The 24,349-nt window shown below is 43.1% G+C and carries 18 protein-coding genes and 1 pseudogene; 5 read left to right on the top strand and 14 right to left on the bottom strand.

Features of this window, described 5'->3' with window-relative positions:
* From ACM0OZ_RS42420 to ACM0OZ_RS42430, 3 genes are all read right to left on the bottom strand, one after another.
* Positions 1 to 2,350, bottom strand: a 2,350-nt coding sequence (locus ACM0OZ_RS42420) for an NACHT and WD repeat domain-containing protein (protein ID WP_414588900.1), incomplete at its 3' end; no start/stop codon positions are given.
* 66 nt (positions 2,351 to 2,416) lie between these two features.
* Positions 2,417 to 2,686 carry a hypothetical protein gene (locus tag ACM0OZ_RS42425; RefSeq protein WP_414588901.1) on the bottom strand — a complete coding sequence of 90 codons (270 nt, stop codon included), beginning with the start codon at positions 2,684 to 2,686 and terminating at the stop codon, positions 2,417 to 2,419.
* Positions 2,687 to 2,815: 129 nt separating this feature from the next.
* Complete coding sequence (locus tag ACM0OZ_RS42430; RefSeq protein ID WP_414588902.1) at positions 2,816 to 3,229, bottom strand: hypothetical protein; 414 nt, start codon at positions 3,227 to 3,229, stop codon at positions 2,816 to 2,818.
* A gap of 301 nt (positions 3,230 to 3,530) precedes the next feature.
* Here ACM0OZ_RS42430 and ACM0OZ_RS42435 point away from each other — a divergent pair, with 301 nt between their 5' ends.
* From ACM0OZ_RS42435 to ACM0OZ_RS42445, 3 genes are all read left to right on the top strand, one after another.
* Positions 3,531 to 4,097: a hypothetical protein gene (locus tag ACM0OZ_RS42435; RefSeq protein ID WP_414588903.1), complete on the top strand. Its 567-nt coding sequence runs from the start codon at positions 3,531 to 3,533 to the stop codon at positions 4,095 to 4,097.
* Between the two features lie 288 nt (positions 4,098 to 4,385).
* Entirely contained in the window at positions 4,386 to 5,273 is an 888-nt protein-coding gene (locus tag ACM0OZ_RS42440) for an alpha/beta fold hydrolase (protein WP_414588904.1), read from the top strand.
* 135 nt (positions 5,274 to 5,408) lie between these two features.
* Positions 5,409 to 6,335 (top strand): GIY-YIG nuclease family protein, encoded by a 927-nt coding sequence (locus ACM0OZ_RS42445; RefSeq protein ID WP_414588905.1) that lies wholly within the window; start codon positions 5,409 to 5,411, stop codon positions 6,333 to 6,335.
* A 130-nt stretch (positions 6,336 to 6,465) separates the two neighbouring features.
* On the opposite strand, the pseudogene ACM0OZ_RS42450 reads toward ACM0OZ_RS42445, so the two are convergent.
* The 11 genes and pseudogenes from ACM0OZ_RS42450 to modA form a co-directional block, all read right to left on the bottom strand.
* A pseudogene (locus ACM0OZ_RS42450) lies at positions 6,466 to 6,561 on the bottom strand (four helix bundle protein); the annotation flags it as partial.
* Positions 6,562 to 6,645: 84 nt separating this feature from the next.
* Positions 6,646 to 7,482, bottom strand: a complete 837-nt coding sequence (locus ACM0OZ_RS42455; RefSeq protein ID WP_414588906.1) for a formylglycine-generating enzyme family protein — start codon at positions 7,480 to 7,482, stop codon at positions 6,646 to 6,648.
* Between the two features lie 243 nt (positions 7,483 to 7,725).
* On the bottom strand, positions 7,726 to 9,741 hold the full coding sequence (locus ACM0OZ_RS42460; protein ID WP_414588907.1) for a formylglycine-generating enzyme family protein: 2,016 nt from the start codon (positions 9,739 to 9,741) through the stop codon (positions 7,726 to 7,728).
* Positions 9,738 to 10,832, bottom strand: a complete 1,095-nt coding sequence (locus ACM0OZ_RS42465; RefSeq protein WP_414588909.1) for a VWA containing CoxE family protein — start codon at positions 10,830 to 10,832, stop codon at positions 9,738 to 9,740. The genes ACM0OZ_RS42460 and ACM0OZ_RS42465 overlap by 4 nt, the downstream gene beginning before the upstream one ends.
* Positions 10,829 to 11,809 (bottom strand): AAA family ATPase, encoded by a 981-nt coding sequence (locus tag ACM0OZ_RS42470; RefSeq protein ID WP_414588910.1) that lies wholly within the window; start codon positions 11,807 to 11,809, stop codon positions 10,829 to 10,831. Before ACM0OZ_RS42470 ends, ACM0OZ_RS42465 begins: the two co-directional genes overlap by 4 nt.
* On the bottom strand, positions 11,803 to 12,807 hold the full coding sequence (locus ACM0OZ_RS42475) for a hypothetical protein (RefSeq protein WP_414588911.1): 1,005 nt from the start codon (positions 12,805 to 12,807) through the stop codon (positions 11,803 to 11,805). Before ACM0OZ_RS42475 ends, ACM0OZ_RS42470 begins: the two co-directional genes overlap by 7 nt.
* 52 nt (positions 12,808 to 12,859) lie before the next feature.
* Positions 12,860 to 13,693, bottom strand: a complete 834-nt coding sequence (locus ACM0OZ_RS42480; protein ID WP_414588912.1) for a TIR domain-containing protein — start codon at positions 13,691 to 13,693, stop codon at positions 12,860 to 12,862.
* 134 nt (positions 13,694 to 13,827) lie between these two features.
* On the bottom strand, positions 13,828 to 16,134 hold the full coding sequence (locus ACM0OZ_RS42485; protein ID WP_414588913.1) for a response regulator: 2,307 nt from the start codon (positions 16,132 to 16,134) through the stop codon (positions 13,828 to 13,830).
* Between the two features lie 480 nt (positions 16,135 to 16,614).
* Positions 16,615 to 17,112, bottom strand: a complete 498-nt coding sequence (locus ACM0OZ_RS42490; protein ID WP_414588914.1) for a thiol-disulfide oxidoreductase DCC family protein — start codon at positions 17,110 to 17,112, stop codon at positions 16,615 to 16,617.
* 238 nt (positions 17,113 to 17,350) lie between these two features.
* Positions 17,351 to 19,174 carry a molybdate ABC transporter permease subunit gene (modB, locus tag ACM0OZ_RS42495; protein ID WP_414588915.1) on the bottom strand — a complete coding sequence of 608 codons (1,824 nt, stop codon included), beginning with the start codon at positions 19,172 to 19,174 and terminating at the stop codon, positions 17,351 to 17,353.
* 260 nt (positions 19,175 to 19,434) lie between these two features.
* A complete protein-coding gene (gene modA, locus ACM0OZ_RS42500) occupies positions 19,435 to 20,256 on the bottom strand; it encodes a molybdate ABC transporter substrate-binding protein (RefSeq protein ID WP_414588916.1) in 822 nt (273 codons plus the stop codon).
* Between the two features lie 277 nt (positions 20,257 to 20,533).
* Between modA and ACM0OZ_RS42505 the strand changes: the two genes are divergently transcribed.
* Together ACM0OZ_RS42505 and ACM0OZ_RS42510 are read left to right on the top strand one after the other, a co-directional pair.
* Positions 20,534 to 20,842, top strand: coding sequence for a hypothetical protein (locus ACM0OZ_RS42505; protein WP_414588917.1), 309 nt, complete (start codon positions 20,534 to 20,536; stop codon positions 20,840 to 20,842).
* A gap of 65 nt (positions 20,843 to 20,907) precedes the next feature.
* The coding region (locus tag ACM0OZ_RS42510; protein ID WP_414588918.1) for an effector-associated domain EAD1-containing protein at positions 20,908 to 24,349 on the top strand (3,442 nt) is incomplete at its 3' end.

Genomic DNA, 24,349 nt, shown 5'->3' on the forward strand with positions numbered 1-24,349 from the left:
CGCTTATAACCGCATTGCTATGCCCGTTGAGGGTGGTCTTTTCTTTACCTGTAGCTGCATCCCATAGTTTGATAGTGTTGTCCCGACTCGCAGAAGCTAAGGTCTTGCCATCTGGGCTGTAACTTACGCTTATAACCGCATTGCTATGCCCGTTGAGGGTGGTCTTTTCTTTACCTGTAGCCACATTCCATAGTTTTATGGTGTTGTCAGCACTCGCAGAAGCTAAGGTTTTGCCATCTGAGCTGAATGCTACGCTATAAACCGAATCGTTATGCCCCATGTCAGCGGTTCTTTCTTCGCCAGTAGCCACATCCCACAGTTTTATGGTGTTGTCAGCACTCGCGGAAGCCAACGTCTTGCCATCTGGGCTATAACTCACGCTAAAGACTTTATCGGTATGCTTTTCTAAGCGATTATACTCTCTGACTCCGTAAACTGCCTGTTGCAACAACGTAGATATAGCCTTTGTTCGCTGGGAATCAAGATTGACCCAAAAAGCTGCTTGTTTGATTTGCTTTCCTGCACTTATCCCGACTATTCGCGCATCGATTTCTTTACCTGAGGCAAAGAGTTCTTGGGAGGATGTTAAAAGAGCATCGATCGCTTGTTTTCTTTGTTCTTCTGTTTGCCACAATCCGAACCCAGCCGCTACAACTAGAGCTGAAACTATCACCAAACCGTAAGTAAGTTGTTTACGTTTTTGTTCAGCTTGCTTGCGTGCTTCTGCTTCTGCATTGAGTCTTTTTTCTGATTCCTCTGCGCGTTGTTCTGCTGCTTGACGTGCTTGTGCTTCTGCTTCGCGTCTGGCTTCTGCTTCCTGTGCGACTTTTTGTGCTGTTTCCAACTCCCGCTGCTTGCGTTCCTCTTCTTGTTGACGCAGGAAATCGCGCCGTGCGATGCTAACTTCTATGAATTGATTTTCTAAACTCTCTGGTTTGGCAAATAAAATTTGGTGAAATTTTGGGTCTTTTCTGTATTTTAAGACTTGCTCTAACTTCAACCCGCTCCAGAGTTCATCGTTCGCTTTTTGCTCATCTTGTTTTCGTATTTCATTCCATTGGTTGGCGTCGGTGGTTAATCGACTTCTAAAGACGATGATGTCTTCTTTGTCTTTTATTAAATCTGTTAACACTTGCCAAGAGCGCAGCAATTGTTCGTGAGCGACTTCAACTGTTGCTATTTGTTTTTCGCCTGTGCTGACGAGAAGGCGGTTTTCAATGAGTTTGTTGAGTACGCTTTCTTTATCACGACTCGCTAAAAACTGAGATTTATCAGTTCTTCTGCTGACAGGTTGTTTTTCAACAATCCCAACTAATTCCAGAAAAATTTCTTTCGCCGCTTCTCTTTCTTGCTCATTTAACTCTTTATTATATATTTTATTGGCTTGCTGATTCAGCGCACCGCTGACTCCACCCAATTGTTCATAAGTCTTGGTCTTCAGGACTCGTTCTGTGAGATTATCTTTTCTCTTTTCTTCTTCCCACAGCAAATCCAGAGTATATTCTAGGAGTGGTAAAGAACCGCTTTGCTCGTCAAAATCTTTGATAATTTGGTCAACTAGCCCTTTTTCAAAAGTCACACCATTCCTAGCCGCTGGTTCAGCAATTGCTAACTGGAGTTCTTTCTCACTCATGTTGGTGAGTATGTAACCATAGCGGTCATGGATATGTCCAAGTTCAGAATAGCTACTGAATTTATCTAAAAAATCAGCCCGCATTGTCAAAACAATTTTAACAGAGCTATCCTCCTGGTTGATAAGCTGAACAAGGCTAGCAACAAATTTATCACGTTCTGATTTGGGAGTTGTGGTAAAAAGTTCTTCAAATTGGTCAACAAAGATAAGCCAGCGAGAGTCCTGCTTGAGGGATTGGGAAACTTGAATTAAGGTATTTTCGGCAACTGTTCGAGCAATTTCTGCTTGTAATTGTGTATAATGAGGGGCTAGGCAATAATAGAGAGATTCAAAGGGATTTTTATCTGGTCGAAAAGTCAGATTAAGAAATGAACCCCAATTGTCTCTTAAATGAGGAATTAATCCGGCGCGAATCAGTGATGATTTTCCACTCCCGGATGCTCCCAGAAGCAGGAGGACATTATTTTCTTTTAAAAGGCGATCGCCTAGTTGAGTAATCCACTTTTCTCGACCAAAAAATTTATCTTTATCAGCAGTTTCAAATTTACTGAGTCCCAGGTAAGGAGAGACTTGAATGAGTGGACGACGATGAATACTTTCTTCAGCTTCGTTAGCAGAGATGAAGTATTGAGTGATAGTTCCACCGCTGATGGTGTATGCAGAAACACCTTGGACATCACGCCTGATATTTACGTTGGCTTCAGAATCATTGTTCATAAAAACCTCACGGGAGTTTGGAAACCCAGTACCTTCAGGTCTGAGAGGAAAAACGACGCGGGTACTTTAATACCCGTTACATCTCTGTGATATAGTAGAAATACGGTGAAATAAGCACAACGCAGGGAGTTGACTCGCATCCGGCAGTGATAGTACGCGAGTGTGGTAACGAGTACCCGCGAAGAATGAGTTTTGGGGTGAGGGAGTGAGTACATTCTCTAGAACCGTAACCTCGCCCGTAAGTTCTGCAAACAACATGAGTGAGCGCCCTATGTCGCTAGTAGTGTTGGGAGGAGGACAAAGCCCCTCGCCTTTAGGCAGGGGAATGGTTACCATCTACCTTTTTGTGACTTTTAAGTAAGTAGGCGAGAAAAAATCAAACTATGTAAAGAAAAGTAAAGGTTGAAAACTAGTTCGTAGTAAGCGCTTTAGCGCTAAAGCGCTTACTACATACCTTAGTTGTTTCTAACTAATATCGCCTTGAGTGATGCTTCCACCGCTGATGTCGTATGCAGAAACACCTTTGACATCTCCACTAATATTGATATTTCCACCACTTTGGGGTGCTTCGGCTTCTGCGAGAAGGCGACTGACTTCGCTTTCTAACGTTGGATCTTCCTTGAGTAACTTCTTAAGTTGCAGACGCAGTGCGGCTAAAGCATCTTCGTCCTCAGGCGCTTGCGCGACATCTTGGACAGCTTCTTGGGCTGATGGTTTAGCTTCCACTTTGGGATGGAGTTTAACCCAAATAGCTTTCGCTTTTTCCCAACTATCTACACCAAGTTTCTTTGCTGCTTCCTCTGCTGCTTTATCTCCTAGTTTAAGTAAGTAGGGCAGGAAAGGAGATATAAGCTTAGTTAGTACAATAACATCTATCATTAGAAAGAAATTTTATTTAAATTAGTCAGCAGTACAATTTAAATCTACATCTGCATAACTTGCGCTTTCGGAAAAGTTAACACTTTATTAGTTTTGACTTTTCACGCTATGTGGAAAAATCCACTTCTTACCTAACCCCCTAGGGCGCACTCATTGCGGTTAGATATATAGTTAGGTGTCTTCGCGTTAAAACAGTGAACAGTACCAGGCGCAGGTACCAGCCGCAGATACCTGACAACTGGTACTGCGGGTACTTGATAACTGATAACTGATAACTGATAACTGGTAACTGTTAAAAGCTATGTGTTACTTTATTACAGCCACACTGCCCAAAGATACGGATTTAAAATCAGCGTCCGCATTGTTTGAGCAGTTCAAGCTTGGCTTTAAGGTGATACACAATCCACATATCGAGGCTCAGCTTCCTTCGGGAGAACACTACATTCTTACAACCCGAACTGAATGTGATTGTGGGACGGTTCTTGGCTCACTTTACTGTGAAACAAACTCAAAGCCGCTAACTTACGAGAGCGTTATCCAAAAATTCAGAAAACAAGGATGGAGCGAGGCAAAAATACAACGCTGGCTTTCAGAAAAAGAAAACACACGGGAAAGAGATGAACGAATCATCCAAGAAAATGTTGAGCGTGGGAAGGCTCAGGCTTCTATGTGGCTGGAATTCTTGACCTCGGCATTGAAATCAATGCCCGCAAAACGTATTTCTTTGCTGCTACACTGGTACAAACGTGGAGTAACCAACGAACGGATCAGATTTAGGCGTATCGTCACACAACCTATCTCAGAAATTAACGCAGAATATCTTCTGAAAATAGAGAAAGACGTTTTGTATAACTTTGTTGACAAATAAGATCGACACTTAAAAATACTTTTGGGTAGAATGCTTGCGATCGCCCTTTGGGCGGCTCCCTTTGGGAGCATCGCTTCCTCTGAAACCGCTTGTCAATACCAGCGATTGCCTCTTCCAGGTGCGCTTTGCGCAATCGCATCTTAACCTTGCTTTTTCTCCAGAAGTGATTTTTTGTCCATCTGGGTATGAACAGCAGGGCAAATGTTAGCCTAAATGATATCGATTCCGATTTTTTTGCATCACGCATTCTTATGCACCCGAACGTAAAGAAGTAAGCATAATGGCGCAATGTTGACCAATTATCTCCCAACACAAGTTAATCAACTAACAGACGCTAAAGCTCGCGCTTTCGTTCAAAGTATTGAGACAATTGCCCTAGCCACCTCCCTCAGTCAACAACCAATTCTCACAACCTATATCCACAAAGGTAGGGGAAGAACACCAATTCTGCTGCTGCACGGCTTCGACAGTTCCATCCTAGAGTTCCGTCTTCTGTTACCATTACTTGCGGCTCAAAATGAAACATGGGCAGTAGATTTGTTAGGTTTTGGCTTTACACAAAGGCAAAAAGAAATAAACTACAGCCCAACAGCAATCAAAATTCACCTTTACGAGTTTTGGAAAACTTTAATCAATCAACCGGTCATACTAGTAGGTGCGTCCATGGGAGGCGCAACTGCAATTGACTTTACTCTCACTTATCCATCAGTTGTGAAATCGCTAGTACTGATTAATAGTTTGGGTTACACTTGCGCCCCCGCCTTTAGTAAATACTTGTTTCCTCCTTTTGACTTCTTTGCTGTAGAATACCTACGTCAACGCCTGCGAGTTGCCTTAAATTTTGGCAGTATTTTAGCTAATTTAGATGCGAAAATGCTTTTGGCTATTCAGTGCGCGATGCTACACCAAGAAATGCCGCTTTGGCATGAGGCAATGATTTCTTATGTCAAAACTGGTGGTTATAACGACTTGGCGAATAGAATACCCCAAATTAACAAACGAACCCTGATTTTATGGGGAGAAGTTGATGATATGCTCCCACCTTCAGATGCAGAAAAATTTCATCAAGATATTGCCAATTCTCAATTAATAAAGCTCAAGAATTGCGGTCATGCCCCCCAAGTTGAGCAGCCTCAAATCACAGCCCAATATATTTTGCAGTTTCTGAATAACTAGAGTTTAGAATAGTGGTTTACCAAACTTTGTTTGGGGGGCTTCGTAGTAAGCGCTTCAGCGCTCTCGGAGTTTAGGACGCGCATTCCTTACTACGAACTTATACAACCATACAGCAATACCAACAAAGATTCTCCAATGTGGTTAAAATTTGGCGTAGATGAAGATGGGACACTGGTAAGTATCTCAGATGTTACCAAGGGAAAAACCTTACTTAAGTGTCCCTATTGCGATCGCAGGCTGACTGCCAAAAAAGGCAAGATAAAAGAACATCATTTTGCCCATGTTGAAGAAACCTGCCGTCCGGTATCAACTGGTGATTTTCCAGTCCTACCACTCTATGACAACTTCAACATTCATTTATCAGGAAAGGATTTAAAGCAATTAAAACTACTCTGGCAAGAGTATGGCTCCAAAAATTACTTGATAAGTCCTGACCTAGTTCCTTCTGGTCTCATTCGAGCAGGATTATTACAAAAAAATGTTTTGACTTTTCCACCTGCATATGAATTCACCAATCTGGGTAAAATTCCTGTTGGAGCACTCTCGTTAATGCTATTTAACGAAGTACAAGAGCCGTTATTACTTAAAAAATTACTCAAGTTAGAGTTAGCCGTAGAACACGCAAAACATAAAAACGCTCCTGATTTGGACTACAGATTGACAGATTTGAAACTATATTGCGCTCAACTCAAACGAGTTCTATCCTGCACCCTGTATTTTTTAGAGATTCAAACAAACAAAGGGATTTTGTACAAAATTGGAGTCACCCAGCGACCTATTAAAAAGCGAGTAGCAGAAGTAGAAATGGATTTAGCAGCGCATTACCAAAGCGTTGATATCAAAGTGCTAGGAACTTGGGAACATCGAGGGAATGTAGAACTGTATTTCAAGCACCGCTATCAAGATTTCAATCACAAAATTGGAAGTTTGACAGAGTACTACAAATTTAATACTGAAAATGCCAAAAATGTGCTGAATGACCTACACCAAATGAAGCCCAAAGTTCTCTCCCAAAATGAAAGGGATCTTCTTGAGGAGCTTACTACAGCACGGCAGAAATAAAGGTATTATTCAATAGAACTCTTGCACTCATTCAACGTTTTTGAGACTATATCACGTCCGATTAAATAACCTTACTAAGTTTGTAGTGAGGACTTTAGTCCTCTTGGACGAAAACAAGGACTAAAGTCCTTACTACATATTTATGATCCCGTGGGAGACGGTTGAGGATTGGCACGTACCATTTGATTAAATCATAGGTTTTTTGGATAATTGGTAATTCGTCCATTTGTTCAAAAAATTTTTTCAGATCGCTCCGCTCGCAAGAATAAAGAAAAAAGGATAAAGAGCAAAAGGGTAAAAGTATAAAGGGCTACTGAGTCCACGCAGCAGCACACACAACACGAAAACCGAGGTCGTTGTACCTCTCGCCCGCAACGTAGTAGCTGCGATACGCCGAACGGCAGTACGCAGGATTGTTGTTCCAAGAACCACCGCGCAGCAAACTACTATCATTATCAGTATCATCTCGCCATGCACTTCCGTCTGTGGGCGCTCCTTCGTAATTACTATGCCAATGGTCGGCACACCATTCCCAAACCTGACCGTGCATATCGTATAACCCAAAGGCATTCGCTACACCAAAGCTGCCTACAGGCGTTGTTTCTTTGCGGTAAATCCCTTTGGGTCCTTGACCATAGGAACCCGACCATTTATGTTCTTTGTTATCTATACCTTGATAATTTGCTAAATTAGTTGTAATTGTCTCACCAAAGTGAAATGGAGTCGTAGTTCCAGCACGACAAGCGTATTCCCATTCAGCTTCACTGGGTAGACGGTAAGGTCTTTTGGTATGTGAGGATAGGCGAGCGCAGAACTCGACAGCATCATGCCATGAAACTTGCTCAACGGGGCGATTTTCTCCTTTAAATTCAGATGGATCAGCATCGAGTTCGCGGTTCACTTGTGGAAGAGAGGCTACTGCTTTCCATTGCGCTTGGGTGACAGGATACTTACCCATACAAAAGGGTTTAATGGTTACTAGGTGTTGAGGGCTTTCCGATTCATGGTGCTCAAGTTCATCTTCTGGTGAACCCATTAGAAAAGTGCCACCAGGAATCAGCACCATCTCTAGTTCAACTCCATCGCCCAAATCTTCTATAAAATATTGCGCTGTCCGTGCTGAACGGTTAATGACTATTTTTGCCATTGATTCTTACCTGCCTGATTGTCCCTCTCTAATACTTTGTTTGTGATGATTGAGCTATTCCCAAAATATGATATTATTATTGAGGCATCGCACTCATTAACCAAAAAAACTTTGCGTCTTGGTATCCTAGCAGTTTACAGAGAAACTTTGTGAGCTAATACTTTCTCTAAAGAATTCTGCTCGCTCCGCTCGCCAGAAAAAAGAAAAAAAGGGTAAAGAACAAAAGAATAAAAGTATAAACTGCTACTGAGTCCATACGGTAGAACACGCAACACGAAAACCGTCGACGTGGTCGTTGTCGTCGTCGTCGTCCGTAGGGCTAGTGCCGCGACACGCCGAACGGCAGTACTCAGGAACACGGTACCAAGAACCACCACGCACCACGCGATCATCATCATTATCATCTAGCCATGCACTTCCGTCTGTGGGAGCTCCTTTATAATTACTATGCCAATGGTCAGCACACCATTCCCACACATTCCCGTGCATATCGTATAGCCCAAAGGCATTCGCTACACCAAAGCTGCCTACAGGTGTTGTTTCGCCACGAGAAACCCCTTTGACACCAGCACCGTAAGTCGATTCAGCGTCATAGTTTGCCAACTCAGATGTAATTGTCTCACCAAAGTGAAATGGAGTCGTCGTAGCCGCACGACAAGCATATTCCCATTCGGCTTCACTCGGTAAACGGTAGGGTTTACCAGTGTGTTGAGACAGGCGACCTTCTACGAAGCGGCTAAGCCGAACGCAAAACTCAACAGCATCATACCAGGAAACTCGTTCAACTGGGCGATTTTCTCCTTTAAATCCAGATGGATTAGCGTCGAGTTCGCGGTTAACTTGTGGCAGAGAGGCTACTGCTTGCCATTGTGCTTGAGTTACTGGATATTTGCCTATAAAGAAAGATTGAATCGTTACTGTATGCTGAGGGCTTTCCGATTCATGGTGCCCAAGTTCATCTTCTGGCGAACCCATCACAAAGCTTCCAGAAGGAATGGCTACCATCTCTAACTGCACTCCATTCCCTAAGTCTTCGATAAACTCCTGAGCTTGCTGAGGATGACGATGAATGGTTAAACGACGACGAGCAGCCCATCGCTTGAGAGCATTTTGCAGATTTTTTTTGGTAACTTTTTCCCCAAGCACTTCTGATAAAACTTCCCATAGCTTAAGAGCAACATTCCTGAGATGACGTGCAGAGTATTTTGCTGACGCTGCAATTTGCTCATAGGTTTGATTGGCTAATGTTCCCTGTAGAATTAACTGTTCAATATCATTCAGATGTTTTCCTGTTTGAGAAAAAACCATCTCTTCTGCAATTTCGAGAGGACTACCTGTATTGATTTGAGCAGATTGATTAACCTCTATAAGTGCGACTTCAAATTCAAAAGGTTGCAGGTTGATACCTAGAGGAGTTTCTGCTCTATCAGAGCTGGTGATAGTTGCTACTTCAAACTCAAACGTCTGTATTGGTGGCAACCCTTCCAGCCCAGCAACTGTTTGCCTAGAAGATGGCATCGCCCTTAAGCGCAAACCTTCTGGCAGCAATCTATCCGGGATTGTGAGTTCCTCATCACCTATGCGATAGGAACGATTCAGTTCTGCCGGATTAACTTTCTCTGGCGTTCTTAAGATTTGCTGCATCAGCCTTGCGTACTCCAGCAAGGTTGGCTCTTCCTGTAACTGCGATGATAGTTCTTCAGTAATTCGTGTCAATCGCGCTAATTCCGCCCGAATTCCCGACTCGCTACGATTTTCGGAACCCGTTCCACTACTAGTCTCTAGGAGCCGCTTGGCAATCTCTCGTGCTGCTTCTTTGCACTGTTCATCCCCCAAATATACCATTGCCGCCCATCGTTGCGCTTCTAATTCCTGTTGCCGTCGCCCCGGATTTAGCCGACTCAGATAGCTGACATAGCTGATTAAAACTTGCGCGACTTCCTGCATTCGCTGTTCGCCACAGTCTTTCTTCATTTGCTCCAGCAGATATGCTCGCACATGGGTATCCATCGCGTAAAGTTCGTACCCCACTTGACTGCATAAGTCAGACAGTAACAAGTCAACCTCCGCCACCCAAGGAACTTGCTCACTTCGCAAGAACTCATTGCGTAAGTAGTTCACTAATTCTGGAGTCAGCACCAAAGGTAATGCAGCATGATACAAAAGCAGCCGATAAGACTCATCAAAACGCCCAACAAACCGCTCTACTGCTTGCTTTGCCTGTTCTCCCCATTGTTTGTCATCAGCCTCAGTTGTCATGAAAAAGGTGAATGTAAGTGTTGTAGGGGTTGCCCGCGCACGATATCAATAGCATTACTTAAGCCATTATTATCCATCTGGTACATTGGCACCAAATTGGCAATAATTTCTGCCGAACTGCCAATCCAACGTTCTTCTGGCATCGGATTTAACCAAGCAATCAAAGAAGTGTACCGCTTCAATTGAAATAAAAAACTCGTAGTCGCTCGAATTCGCTCTAACTTCCGATACCCTCGTGCTGCCCCACCATCGCTGACAATCAATATGCTAGTTTGATTATCGCAGGTTTCTAATACTGTCTGTAAGGCAATTGGTTCTGTCAGGTAAAGGTCTTTGTAAACACTGGCAGCAGGAACGTTATGGAAATAGAATACACTTACCTTATCAGGTTGCAGACAACTTTCGTAGATTGCCGTTTCCACTAAATCACGAGTGAAGCGATGAAATGGCGTCATCGAACCATTTTGGTCAAGCAGTAGCAACAAATGGGCATTGTTTTGTTCTCGTCTGCGGTAGACTGGAGTTAAGTAAAATCCCTGGCGAGTCGCTTGCTCAATGGTTGCATCCACATCTAGTACATCTAATGGACCATCAGCAACAGGTCGGCGTAGATATCGCCAACTATAAACCATCGAACGGCGGGAAATGGGATAGTACGTTTGTAATGTAGATGTATCCTCATTTTCCACTGGTGTAAAAGGTGCCCGAATCGGGAGCGATGCTAGTTCTGGTTTAGACTTGATCTCGGTTACAGTCTGTTGCGGAGGCGGCGGTGATGATGGTTTGTGCGGTTCCTCCACCCGTTCTTGATCAGGCTCAAGCTTTGGTTCTACTGGAGGAGGTTTTTTGGATTGTTTGGGAGTTGAACTGATCAGCAAAGACTCCCAAATGGGGTCAAACTGGCTTTGTTCTGATGGGGAGTGACACCATAAAATCTTTAATGTCTCTGCCAATGCTTCTTCATTTTCCCCGAATCCTCCCTCAACTGCTTGCCGTGCTGCCAAAAGTTCTCCCACGCCAAGTTGAAAGCCACTTTGACGTAGACGAATGAACGCACGAGTTATCAAATCTTGTGGCTTAAAGGAACTCATGAGGCTTTGGCATACTTCTTCCAGTCCTGTTGCAGCTTAAATAATAACTCTCGATAGGGAAGCAACTTGTCTTTTTTCAGTTGCGTCGCGCTGTAAGGTTTTGCCTCAAATGTATGGAGTGCTTTCAGCCAATCGAGGAATTCGCTGGTTCCTGGTTTCTTGAAAAGTCCGCCTTCATTCCACACAGTTAGAAAACGCTCAATTGCTGTGTTTACCAAATCAGGAGGAGGCGGTGATTCTTCCTCACAAATCTGGTAATGCTTCTCGACAATTTCCTGCAACCGTTTCGCATTGTTTGGGAAGTCTACATAATGATACAGGCAACGACGCAGAAATGGCGCAGGTAAGTTACCTTTTTCCTTATTACTGGTAATAATGACAATTGGTTTGTGTGTAGCGCGAATCGTTTCTCCCGTTTCCTTAATTTTGAATTCCCAGGGATCATCTAAAACCGTCAGCAAGTCATTCGGAAAATCCAAATCCGCTTTGTCAATTTCATCAATCAGCACAACGGCTGGGTGATTCTTGAGCTGAAATGCCTTTCCTAAAGCTCCAAATTTACGGTAATGCTTAGGGTTAGCAGGATTGCGATTTACTCTTTCCTCATCTTCCTGCTCATCAGTTTCTACTTCAGCTGCTAGCTGTATTTGCTCTACTTTCTGCGTTTGCACATCATGCAGTCGGAGAATTGCATCATATTCATAGAGTCCGTCCTGAGCTTTTGTACTGGAGCGCACATCCCAACGATAAAGAGGAAGCCCTAACTCATAAGCAACAGCCGAAGCAAGACGAGTCTTACCACACCCGGCGTCTCCTTCTAATAATAATGGTCGCCTGAGATAGATTGCCAAATTGACGGCTTTTTTTAATTCGGGAGAAACCACATATGGCTCTGGGTGCCTTGGCGAATCTTTATGTGGATTTTCGGGACGATGAGCGGGATTTCCTGTAAATTCCAATCGTTGATTTGCTAACATACCTTAAATTTTTGCTCTAAAATGAAACAGATAGTGTCTGGTTTCCCTTCACTTTCTCTATAAATTTGCTCTGCTAATTGTAAACTTTCTGCATTAGATAATCCTCGAAAATTAATTAACCATTTTTTTATATCTTCAACAGTCCACTTTGGCAGAGGAAGTTCAATAATCTTGCGATGGTCAAACGTATTCTTTTTAAAAAAAAAATCTGGGTAAGAAGAACGTTTTGTAAAAACTGGACTTTTGGCAATTAGAGCAACAAGAAATCTAATCTTGCTATACTCTCGAAAGATAGGGTCAAGTTCGCATATTAAAACTTCCCAGAATTCTTTCATAAACCAATCTAAAAATATTTTTTGTTCAATGATACTATCCCAGTTTTCAATTCTAATGAACACAATGCTACCACCTCGAAGCGATGAGCAAAGTGTTTTTATGCTATTGCGTAGAAGAAGTTCCGAATCATCACTTAAATTACCACTTAAATGACTAGCTAACCTTTTAGAGAACTCACCCTCATTGAATCCAGAAATAGGTGAACCTAAATCTACTGGATAAGGTCGGAAATCTCCAATAATATCGTCTCCTACTTTGCGATCGCTGATCATCAAATCTAAAACTTCATTAATACAATAATTTCCCTTATGTTGTGTACTTTTTTGTAAAAATAAAAGAATTGCTCCACTATCATCACCAAATTTAGTATTGAGTGATTGAGCAATTTTCTTGGCTTCGGAGAAATCAATTTTTTGAAAGCTTTTTTCTAAGTTTAAATGACGTACATTGGAATTTTTCTCTTCCGCATCTAGTTCTAAAAGCTTTTTGTCTACTTCTTCTATCTTTTTAATCGTCTCTTCCATCTGATTATTCAGCTTCAATTCATCAACAGCACTCAGCGTCCCTGCTAGTTGAGAGAGAATCGCAGCTAGCTCTTGATTCTTTTGAGCGAGAAGCTGACTATAAACTTCTCTCCGGATGGTACCTCTCCTTGCTATCACAATTAGTTTCTATAATTTTCACTAATATATTGATACAATGAAATAACAAAACTTATAACTGATTCAATTTCGCTTCTAGTTCTTCTATCTGTTTCATAATTTCCTCAGCCTGCTTATTCAGCTTCAATTCATCAACAGCACTGAGCGTCCCATCTAACTGAGAGTTATTCGCAGCTAGCTCTTCTTGCTTTGCTGCTATACGTTTTATGTAAAACTCTCTTCTCGCATTTGAAGGCGCTTTGCGTGGTGTTTCTGTAATCTTTATTGGCTGTTTTATAGGAGGAGTAACTGGAAGAGTTGCTGAGTTCTGTGTCATGATATCAACTAATTTGCTAATAATATAATCAGTTCCTTTGCAAGACTCGACTGCCACTTTATCAGCAAGAGTTGGAGAAAAATCTAAAACTTCCTTTTTTGATACTTGATGCCAAATAGGAAGTATGACTTTTCCATAAGTTACTTCCTTGGAAACAAATCCATTTAACTCACGCTCTGTCCATTTTTTGTTGAAGAAATTACGACTGAGTACAATAATTCCAAACTTTGATTGTGAAATACCTTTATCAATTGAACTACTTAGGCTGTCTCCCCAGCTCAAAGAAAATTCATCATACCACACACGATAACCTCTTTTTCTTAGCTCTTCAGCTAGAGGTCTTACAAAGTCTTCCTTATCTTCACTTGCATGACTAATAAATACATCATATTCATATGTCGCTGTCATATTACTATCTCTCCAGATCAGATTTTGTTCCTTCTGTGCCAATGAATTTACAAATTCCTCGTTCATAGATCGTACAACCTGATCAAAGAGTTGTCCTCCCTCATTATCCTCCCAACGCAGATACAGCACAGGACGATACCACTGATTTCCTTCAATCCTCATTGCGCTTTGTCCCCGCCGTAGTGCGATCGCCGGTGGTGCTTGATTGAGTCAAATAATTTCTTGAAGTAGTTAGCGACTATACAGCACCATTGTCTATCCCTGTTAGTACTCGCTTTTGTCCCATAGCCTTAGTTTCATACACTCATTGTAGTATAAGCTACACGGTAAAGTGCTTGCAGGTCAGCACCATCCTTCGGGTACTCTGCTATACCAGCACTGCAACTGATAGAAAAAGTCTGATTATTAGCATCAATAAATTCTTGCTGATTCCAGATGTTTATAAACTTTATCAGCAACTTTATACCTTGTTCTTGCTTCACACCGTATAAACCAATCACAAACTCCTCACTACCCCAACGGGATAAAACATCACTCCCTTGCAAGGACTGCTTTATGAGTTTTCCGAATCGACTAAGAACCATATCTCCCGCATCATAACCGTGTTGCTCATTGACCAACTTGAAGTGGTCTAAATCTAGCAGCATAAAACAAAAAGGTTGACGATGACGTTCTGCTAGCTGTAACAAATTGGTTAGTTGTTGGATAGACTTTCGCCGATTGGTAAGACCAGTGAGCTGATCTATTTGTGCCAAATCCCGATGGATTTTGGTTCGCTCTAACCGATTGAAAACACGGGCAATCAGTTCTGGTCCTACAATCGGCTTTTGGATGTAATCATCTGCACCTGCTGTAAATACCTGATGCACTGTTTGGACATCATTACAGGCAGACAAAAACAGTACGGGCAGTTGACTCCATTGAGGATCATTGCGTACTATCTGACAAAGTTCAACCCCGTTGAAGTGGGGCAGTTTTACATCTAAAATCAGTAAGTCTGGAAGCGACGTTTCCAGTACTTGCCAAAATTGCTGCGGATCTGCAAGGGTTGTGACATGAAGCCCCCACGGTTCAAGTAATGCAGACAGATTCACTAACACTTTTGGGTCATCATCGACAACCATAACTTTAGCTTGGGCCGTTTGAGCATGACCGAGTACCTGAGTCACTACCTTAAGTATTTCATTAGGAGGGACTAATTTGTGTACAAAAGCATGACCCCCTAAACGAGCAACTTCTAACCTGTCAGCTAAACTATTTCGTCCTGTTAAAACTATGACTGGAATTGCCGGGTACTGGTTTCTCAGTTGGGCTAAGAAAGCCAATCCACTCTCAGCCGGTTCAGCAAACATCAGGTCGAGCAGGATAACATCAGGAGGATTGTTGGCGATCGCCTCACTTGCAGCAGTCAAATTTTGGGTGACTTCTACCTGAAAACCCCACGCAGTTGCTTCAAGCCTAATTCGCTCTGTCAGTACCGCATCATCATCAATCACCAGTAGCAAACCGTGTTGCACACAATAGACACAAGCAGAAGCGGTCAAAACCGCAGGCTTCTCTAGCTCCTGTTGCAATAAATTCCCCAGTTTTGATAATAGTTCTATTTGAACCTGTTTTAAATTTGTTATTGAGAGCAATTGCTCAATTTCCCTTGCCAAATTTGAACCTTCGTGAAAACCGAAAGACCCCAATGCTCCCGCTAATTTGTGGGCGTCTTGCCCTGCTTTTTGCTGTACTTCAGGTTCAAAAACACCTGCTTCCAAAGCAGTTACGACCTCTAATAGCATTGCCACTTCATCAATAAAGCTATCCTTGTACCGCTCCCACAGTTTTGCAAGCGATGCAACAACTTTAGTTTCAGCTTGTTGCCTGCTGGTTTCTATCGACTGTGAAGATGATATTGCAAGTGTAGGTTGCACAAGTGCGGGTGGGGACTTGAGTCGATACCCCAAACCATAGACTGTCTCAATTAAATCTGCGGTCACTCCACCTGCTTTTAACTTCTGCCGGAGTCCCTTAATATGGGTTTTAACAGCATCCTCTCCTGGATATTCTGGATAAGACCACAGGTTTTCTAAAATTGCACTTTTGCTAAAAATTCGGTGTGGATTTCGCAAGAAAAGCTCTAGTAACTGATATTCTTTTGCTGTCAGACGTAGGGGCTGTCCAGAAAAGGTGACTAAACTTTTGCTAGTGTCAAGTTGCAGGTTTTCCCAACTCAGTACATCCGTCAGAATGACACTTTTGGGTCGTCGCAATAAGGCACGGATGCGAGCAATGAGTTCTGACACATTAAAGGGCTTGACTATGTAATCATCTGCACCTGCATTTAACCCCATGACTTTATCAATGCTGCTATTTTTTGCAGTCAGTAGCATGATTGGCATTTGATACTGCTGAGAACGCAGTTGGCGACAAATACTAATGCCATCCAGCCTAGGCAACATGACATCCAACAGGATAAGGTCATATTCAAAGTTTTGTACGAGTTGCAGACCTGTTTGACCATCAGTCACCGTATTCACTATATAGTTATGAGCGGTTAGTGCTTCTAAAAGAACTGCTGCGGTTGGTGTATCATCCTCTACAACCAGAATTTTCATTTCACATTCCCTTACAAAACATCGATGCATATTTTAGACTTGATTGTTGAGGAAGTTGTGGGGAAGAAACGACATGATGTAAATAGTTTGTAATTATGCCTTGTGCTTTATCAATTTTTTCTCTAAATAAAATGTAATTACTTATACTTTTATTTAATGAACACACATTAGAAATGCGATAAATGCATTTTGACATTTCCCCCGGTTGGAAACACGGGGGATTCTAAACTGATGTTGCTACGGGGTCGCCAATACCCGCTCCGCAACGTTTACGATATGATTTATCTAATCGCGTATCCTGTTGTTAGAAAATGTACTTCTAAGCCTCGTCAACTAACTACCAAGTCTGCTTAGTTCGGGCATTTTTCTAATTTTTCGGTTCAAACTTCTTTAACCCAGCATCGCTGGTTCTAAGCTGAGTCTGGTGTAATCAGCAAGCCAGATTACTCCAACTTGCTACAGATTAATCCGTTTTATCGATTACTCTCCATCTGTTAAACCGCAGCGGTTCTGGGTATTGCACTCAACCTTTTGAGATGAGCGCTGTTGCACAATTGTAGCTAAACTAGGTCGCCCTGTGAGCGAAAGTCGCAAGTCTGCCCAAATGCCATATAGAAAATTAGCGATCGCGCCTACAATTGGCAATTTGGTCGCAGCATAAACCCAGCCCATTCCTAAAGTTTCGTAAACGCGGCGAAAAACTTCAACATTTTTAACTAGCGTTCCTTCTGGCAACACAGCATGGATGCGCCCCATTGCAGTTTCGTAGTCAACTCCGCCATTTACTTGGGGGTTATAGTCATCAGCTGCAATATCCACAAACGCTACCAGCCCCCGACCCGCATCACGTTTGATCAAAAAGTTAACTTCGCGCATGCACAAAGGACATTCACCGTCATACAGCAGTTTTATTTTCCACGATGGTGGCTGGTTGAGGGGGTTATCAGAACTGTAGGATTGGGTTTGTAGTGAGGACATTATTTTCGTTTTTAATAAGTTTATTTCGGTTGTGCTACAAATGCCTGCCGTTTGGCTCGATCACTATTTTTAAGTTTTGCTTAGAGCAGTTTTCAGCTAAGGTGGGCATTGCTCACCAATATCTTAAATGGACAGCACATGGACTTTTACGAGCAATACCCACCCTACGATTTGTGGTCTAATCATAAGAATAAGCGCTGTAACGTATAAAAAACCATTGCTCTTGAGAGCCAAGCATCTACTCCATTAAAATCAGCCGTAAAGGATCTAAACGAACATACCAAGGCATCGGTTGGTCTTTGAGAGTTGCCCATTTTTCCTTAAACACCTCCGCCTGTAAGTGATAATCACTATGACTACTAGATGGATGATGGAGTTTAAGAAACAGCGTCATCCGATGTGGTGTTTCGCTGGTTCTCACCAGCCAGCAGAGAAAGGTGTTTTCATGGGATAAGTCGTTCGTGAGAATGATCTGATGGGCACGAATTCCCACATTGGATAAAGCGTCTGGGATAGGTTCAATGACACTCAGGGTACAACCCCAATCAATCGCTTCCACTTGCCCTGATCCGACAGCAACCGCACTTGAGAAGTTCTTACATCCTGTTAATTGAGCAACACCAACAGTAGCGGGACGCTCGAAAATGTCGTGTTTGGTGCCGTAATGAGCTGCTTTTCCTTTCTCCAGAACGAGCAAATTAGGACAAACCCGATACGCCTCTTCCATATTATGGCTGACAAATAGAGTCACGCCTTCGTAATTCGCTAGTGTTTCTATCATTTGCTGTTCCAGCTGGCTTCGCAGGTGCGTATCTAGTGCAGAAAAAGGCTCATCTAGTAACAGTGCTTCTGGTTGACTTGCTAAGGCTCTTGCGAGTGCGACTCGTTGCTGTTGACCGCCAGAAAGTTGATGCGGATAGCGGTCAGAATATCCTTGCAATTGTACTGTGATCAATTGGGCTTCTATTTGTTGCTTAATGGCTGTGGCAGAAAGTCCTTTGGATAAGCCAAAGGCGATGTTTTGCCCTACTGTCATGTGCGGGAAGAGAGCATAATTTTGCACCACAAAACCAATGCGGCGATCGCGCGGTGGCAAATTAATCCCCTGTTGAGAATCAAACAACACCCGCCCATTCAAAACAATGCGACCGGAACTTGGAGTTTCTATCCCTGCAATGCAGCGCAAAATCATGCTTTTACCAGCCCCAGATCCTCCCAACAATCCCAAAGGTTGGTTATCAGCGCTGAAAGACACTTGCAAGCTGAACCCAGGGAGCCGTTTTTCAATGTCAACAAATAGCCCAGAAGTCTGGGAAGATGAGGGAGATGAGGGAGATGAGGAAGATGAGGAAGAGACTCCTAATTTTGAATTTTGAATTTTGAATTTTGAATTGATTTGCCTCTTCCCCCGAGTTTCCTGCCAATAGTTGACTGCAATAATCCCAGATAGGGAAATACCCATGATGGCTAGAGCCCAAAACCAACCTTCTTCGATTGCTCCGCCTTCCACGGCAAAATAAATTGCCATTGGGATCGTCTGAGTTTGCCCTGGGATATTCCCTGCTAACATCAGCGTGGCACCGAATTCACCCAAAGCACGGGCAAAAGCCAAGGTCGTTGCGGCTAAAATTCCGCTCCCTGCTAGGGGTAAACTTATTCGCCAAAATATTGTTGATTCCTTTGCGCCAAGGGTTCTCGCTACCCGCAGCAGATTGCTATCTATTTGCTCAAAAGCACCTAAGGCAGTTTTATACATCAATGGAAAGGCTACCACAGTGGCAGCGATCGCCGCGCCATACCAGGTAAAAACGACACTAAAACCCAAAGGCTCCATGAGTTTCCCCACCGGACCATTTTTGCCAAACAACAGTAGCAACAAAAAGCCAACGACCGTGGGAGGTAAAATCAGAGGAGCAACGAAGATTCCCTCAATCAAAGATTTCCCTTTTCCTCGATATCCCAGCATCCAATAGGCAGCAGCAATACCTATAAAAAAGGTAATAAATGTTGCAAGTATAGAGGTTTTCAGCGATATCCACAGAGGGGAAAGGTCAAGAGGCATAAGTCATTCAAAATTCAAAAAGTAACACCCATTGAGACACAGTTACGATTCGTATCTTGCTTCTTGGCAGAATTTTAGTTTTTCAGAAATTCACTCAGCACCAACTTCATCATAAATAAGTTGGTAATAAATTTATATATACAGTTAGACAGTTTTCAAGGACATTCAAGGGGAGTAGGGAATGGACTGTAAAAAATTCCCAATCTCCACTCCTGACTTACCACTCACTAGCTTGATACGCCAGTTAAATCTGCAACAACTTAACGGCTTGTTGCTGGTACTTTTGATGCTTGCACAATGAAGCCATATTTGTTTAGTACAGTCTTAACTGGCTCAGTAGATAAAAACTGGACAAACTCCTTGGCTGCGTTAACATTTTTACTGCTTTTTAAGACTGCCATAGGGTAAACAATTGGGGAGTGGTATTTCTCGTCAGCAACGACGGCGACTTTCACCTTATTAGAGATTTTGGCATCGGAGGCATAAACCAAACCTGCATCGGCGTTGCCACTTTCCACTGCTGCTAGAACTTGACGTACATTGTTAGCCAAAACCAATTTGCTCTTGACTTTGTCATAAAGGTTCAATTTCTGCAAAACTTGCTCGGCATATTGCCCAGCTGGGACACTCCTGGGTTCGCCGATCGCAATTTTCTTCACCTTGGAATCTGCCAATGTGTTGAAGCTGGTGACACCTGTAGAGTTACTAGGTACAACCAAAACCAGACGGTTATTTGCCAGGTTGGCAAGGGTACCCGGAACCAGCAAGCCTTTTTGCTCCAAAGCATCCATTTGCTTTTTTGCAGCAGAGATAAAAACATCTGCGGGTGCGCCTTGCTCAATTTGTTGCTGTAAGGCACCGGAAGCCCCGAAGTTATAGCTTATGTTGACACCCTGTTTACTTTGTTGGTAAAGAGTATTAATTTCCCCAAGCGCATCTTTCAGGCTGGCAGCAGCAGATACGAGTAGTTTGCCGTTTGACTGTGCTATGACAGGAGATGGCTCAAACAATCGCAAGCCAATTGCAAGCAACAAGCTAGCAACTGCAATGCTTATAAAGGCAAAAAGTTGTCTTCTTTTCATAGGAGAACTGGACTGACAGAGATCCTCTTTTGATGAAATTGTGGTTGGTAAGATCGTACCAACATAACTCCCTAATTACCAATGAATTTGGTAATCTGCCTAGAAAAGAACAACGATGGGTCAGATTTCAAACCTTAGAGATGATTTATAAAGTAAACGTTAAATTATAGGATGCGTTACGCGCTGCTTTAACGCATCGTATTTGGTGGTGCGTTACGGCTAGAATTCACTCTCTCAAACTCTCAAATCCGCGCGATAGCAGTAACATAACGCGCTTGTGCTTTATGCCGGGGAAGCCGCCAGTCGCCTGGGTCGGGAAACCCTCCAAAGGGCGCTGGCTCACCACCGTACTGGCTTCCCTACGTATCCCTCTTGTGTCACTCTCCTAAAACAAAAATCGAAGGCAACTTTTAAAACTCTGACTGGGATTAGGTTTGTGGCTTTATTTTCTAATATGATGGATATAATCGTTATTAATGCTAGAGCAAGTTACTTGGGCTTTCCTGATGACGTGCCATTGAGGAGCGGAGTGATTGAACTTGAGAAAAGAATGGCAGCGTTGGAAGCATCCGTTCAATGTCAGTAACAAGAAGTAGTTGCTTTTGTCGCTTGCTTATTTATGTGTCATAAATCTAACCTTTCTTGAAAAACATGGAGCTATCTGGTCAGCAGTGCAAAAAGCTACAAGATGCTTTAATAGCTGCCTTCCCTACTAAATTTCAATTTGAGCAAATGTTATTGTTTGAGTTGGACTTGAACCTAGATAGCATCACGAATGGCACTAATTTACAAGAAATTGTTTTCCATTTAATAAAAACAGCACGTGCAGAAGGATGGGTTGAAGCTTTATTAAAAGCCGCACTTAAATCAAACCCTAAAAACTTACAGTTACAAACTATTGCTCAAGAAGTGTTGGAAAAACCGCAGCATTCCATATCTCAACAAACCACTACAAGTGATTCACCATTTCAAGCACCACCCCTGCCTTATTACTTTGTAGAGCGCCCGGAGTACAGCGAAGATTTAAAGAATCGCCTCCTCACACAAGATCGGAGCACGTTGGTAATTACTGCCATTCACGGCTTAGGTTCTGTAGGTAAATCAACCTTAGCAGCAGCTTTGGCACATGACAAAGATGTGCAAGCTCATTTTTGTGATGGCATTCTTTGGGCAACTTTGGGTCAGCAACCCGATGTCCTCTCCCTACTAAGCGGCTGGGTGCAAGCTTTGCGTGACTATGACTTTAAACCAACCAGTATAGAAGCTGCTACCAGTCATCTACGTACTCTGCTATATGATAAAGCAGTTCTGTTGGTCGTAGATGATGCTTGGGAGACAAAGCACGCACAGGCATTTAACATTGGTGGTTCTCGTTGTCAGGTACTGGTCACAACTCGTGAGGGTGCGATCGCGGATGCATTAGGAGCCAGCACCTATAGCTTGGATGTCATGGAGCCATCCCAAGCAATGGAATTGCTGACAAAGAAGCTAGGGCGTGACCTAAAAGATGCAGAACGTCAGTCAGCCGCCGATTTAGCTCTAGCAGTTGGCTATCTACCTCTGGCGTTGGAATTGGCAGCTGCTGAGATTGCAAGTGGTACATCTTGGGTTGACCTGTTGCAGGATCTTCAGCTTGAGGTTGCTCGTTTAAAAACTTTTGACCGACCAGAATCGGAAGAAATTACTGATGAAGCAAGTCTAAAACGCCTCAGTTTAACTGCATCATTAAATTTAAGCGTGCAGCGATTGTCTAAAGAAAAACGACTTTATTTCTCTTGGCTGGGGGTGTTACCAGAGGATGCAACTATTACTAAAGCGATGACGGCAACGCTTTGGGATATGAATGAGCGCGATGCCTCCAAGACGTTACAATATCTCCGAAATAAAGCGCTGCTATTACTTGGTGTGAGTTTACTTGACGGTACACCCACCTACCGCTTACATGACTTATTTCATGACTTAGCACGTAATTTGTTAACTGCTCCCTCTGAACCAAAAGATGGTAATTTGCCTGGGCTAGGTTTGACTTTTGTTAATGCTCACGCCATTTTTTTAGAGAAATACCGACCAAAAACCAAAAAAGATTTGTGGCATACTCTGCCTAATGATGGTTATATCCATCAGCATCTAGTGTGGCATTTTGAGAAGGCTGAACGGAAAGAAGAAATTCACCAGTTGTTGTGGGAAGAATCAGAAACAAAACTTAATGGTTGGTACGAAGTCCGAGAGAGACTAGGACAGACAACAGGTTACTTAACAGATATTGCTCGTGCTTGGCAAGTAGCAAAATATAATTACAATGAGCAAACCCTACCCCGAGTTGTTGGTTTGCAGTGCCGCTATGCTTTGATTCAAGCTTCTTTAAACAGTCTAGCTGCGAATTTACCAATAAATTTGTTAGTTGCACTTGTCAAAAAAGGTGAATGGACTCCTGAAAAAGGATTAGTGTATGTTTTACAAACACCGGATTCAAAACAGAGAATCAACTCACTTTTGGCACTCGTTGATTACCTACCACAAAATTTAAAAAAACGAGCACGACAAGAAATATTGGCAGCTGCGCAGGCAACTCAATCTGAAGAGTATCGTGCCACTGCCTTGGCAGCCTTAGCTGATAAACTACCAGAAGTATTACCAGAAGCATTAGCAGCTGCGCGGGCGATTCAATCTGAACAATATCGCGCTACTGCCCTAGCAAATTTAGCTGATAAACTACCAGAAGTATTACCAGAAGCATTGGCAGCTGCGCGGGCAATTCAGTCTAAGAGGTATTTTGCTGATATCCTGAAAGCCTTAGCTGATAAACTGCCAGAAGTGTTGCCAGAAGCATTGGCAGCTGCACAGGCGATTCCGGGTGAAAATTCCCGTACTGATGCCTTGAGAGCCTTAGCTGATAAACTACCAGAAGTGTTGCCAGAAGCATTGGCAGCTGCGCGGGCAATTCAATCTAAAAGTTCTCGTGCTGATGCCTTGAGATCTCTAGCTGATAAACTACCAGAAGTGTTGCCAGAAGCATTAGCAGCTGCGCGAGCGATTGAATCTGAAGAGTATCGCGCTACTGCCCTAGCAAATTTAGCTGATAAACTACCAGAGATGTTGCCAGAAGCATTAGCAGCTGCGCGGGCAATTCAGGATGAAAAATGTCGCGCAAGCGTCTTGAGTAACTTAGCTAACAAACTGCCACCAGAATTGTTGCCAGAAGCATTGGCAGCAGTGCGAGCGATTAAATCTGAAGAGCATCGCGCTACTGCCCTAGCAAATTTAGCTGATAAACTACCAGAGATGTTGCCAGAAGCATTAGCAGCTGCGCGGGCAATTCAGGATGAAAAATGTCGCGCAAGCGTCTTGAGTAACTTAGCTAACAAACTGCCACCAGAATTGTTGCCAGAAGCATTGGCAGCAGTGCGAGCGATTCAGGATAAAAAATATCGTGCAAGCGTCTTGAATACCTTAGCTGACAAACTGCCAACCAAGTTGTTGCCAGAAGCATTGGCAGCAGTGCGAGCAATTCAGGATGAGATCTCTTGTGTCAATATTCTGAACGCCTTAGTTAACCAACCGTCTACCAATTCGTTGTCACAAGCGCTAGAAGCCGCATCAGCTATTGAGGATGAGTCAGATCGCGCTGATGCCCTAACTGCTTTAGCCGACAAATTACCACCAGAGTTGTTGCCACAAGCGCTAGAAGCTGCATTGGCTATTAAGTCTGAATCTGAGCGAACAAGAGCCCTAAGTGCTTTAGCCAGTAAACTACCACCAGAGTTGTTGCCACAAGCGCTAGAAGCTGCATTGGCTATTAAGTCTGAATCTGAGCGAACAAGAGCCCTAAGTGCTTTAGCCAGTAAACTACCACCAGAGTTGTTGCCACAAGCGCTAGAAGGTGCATTGGCTATTAAGGATGAGTCAAATCGCGCTGATGCCCTAAGTGCTTTAGCCGACAAATTACCACCAGAATTGTTGCCACAAGCGCTAGAAGCTGCATTGGCTATTAAGCCTGAATCTGAGCGAGCAAGAGCCCTAATAAGTGCTTTAGCTAATAAACTACCACCAGAATTGTTGCCACAAGCGCTAGAAGCTGCATTGGCTATTAAGT

This window comes from Scytonema sp. PCC 10023, from assembly GCF_963920835.1.
Lineage (GTDB): Bacteria > Cyanobacteriota > Cyanobacteriia > Cyanobacteriales > Nostocaceae > Kalymmatonema.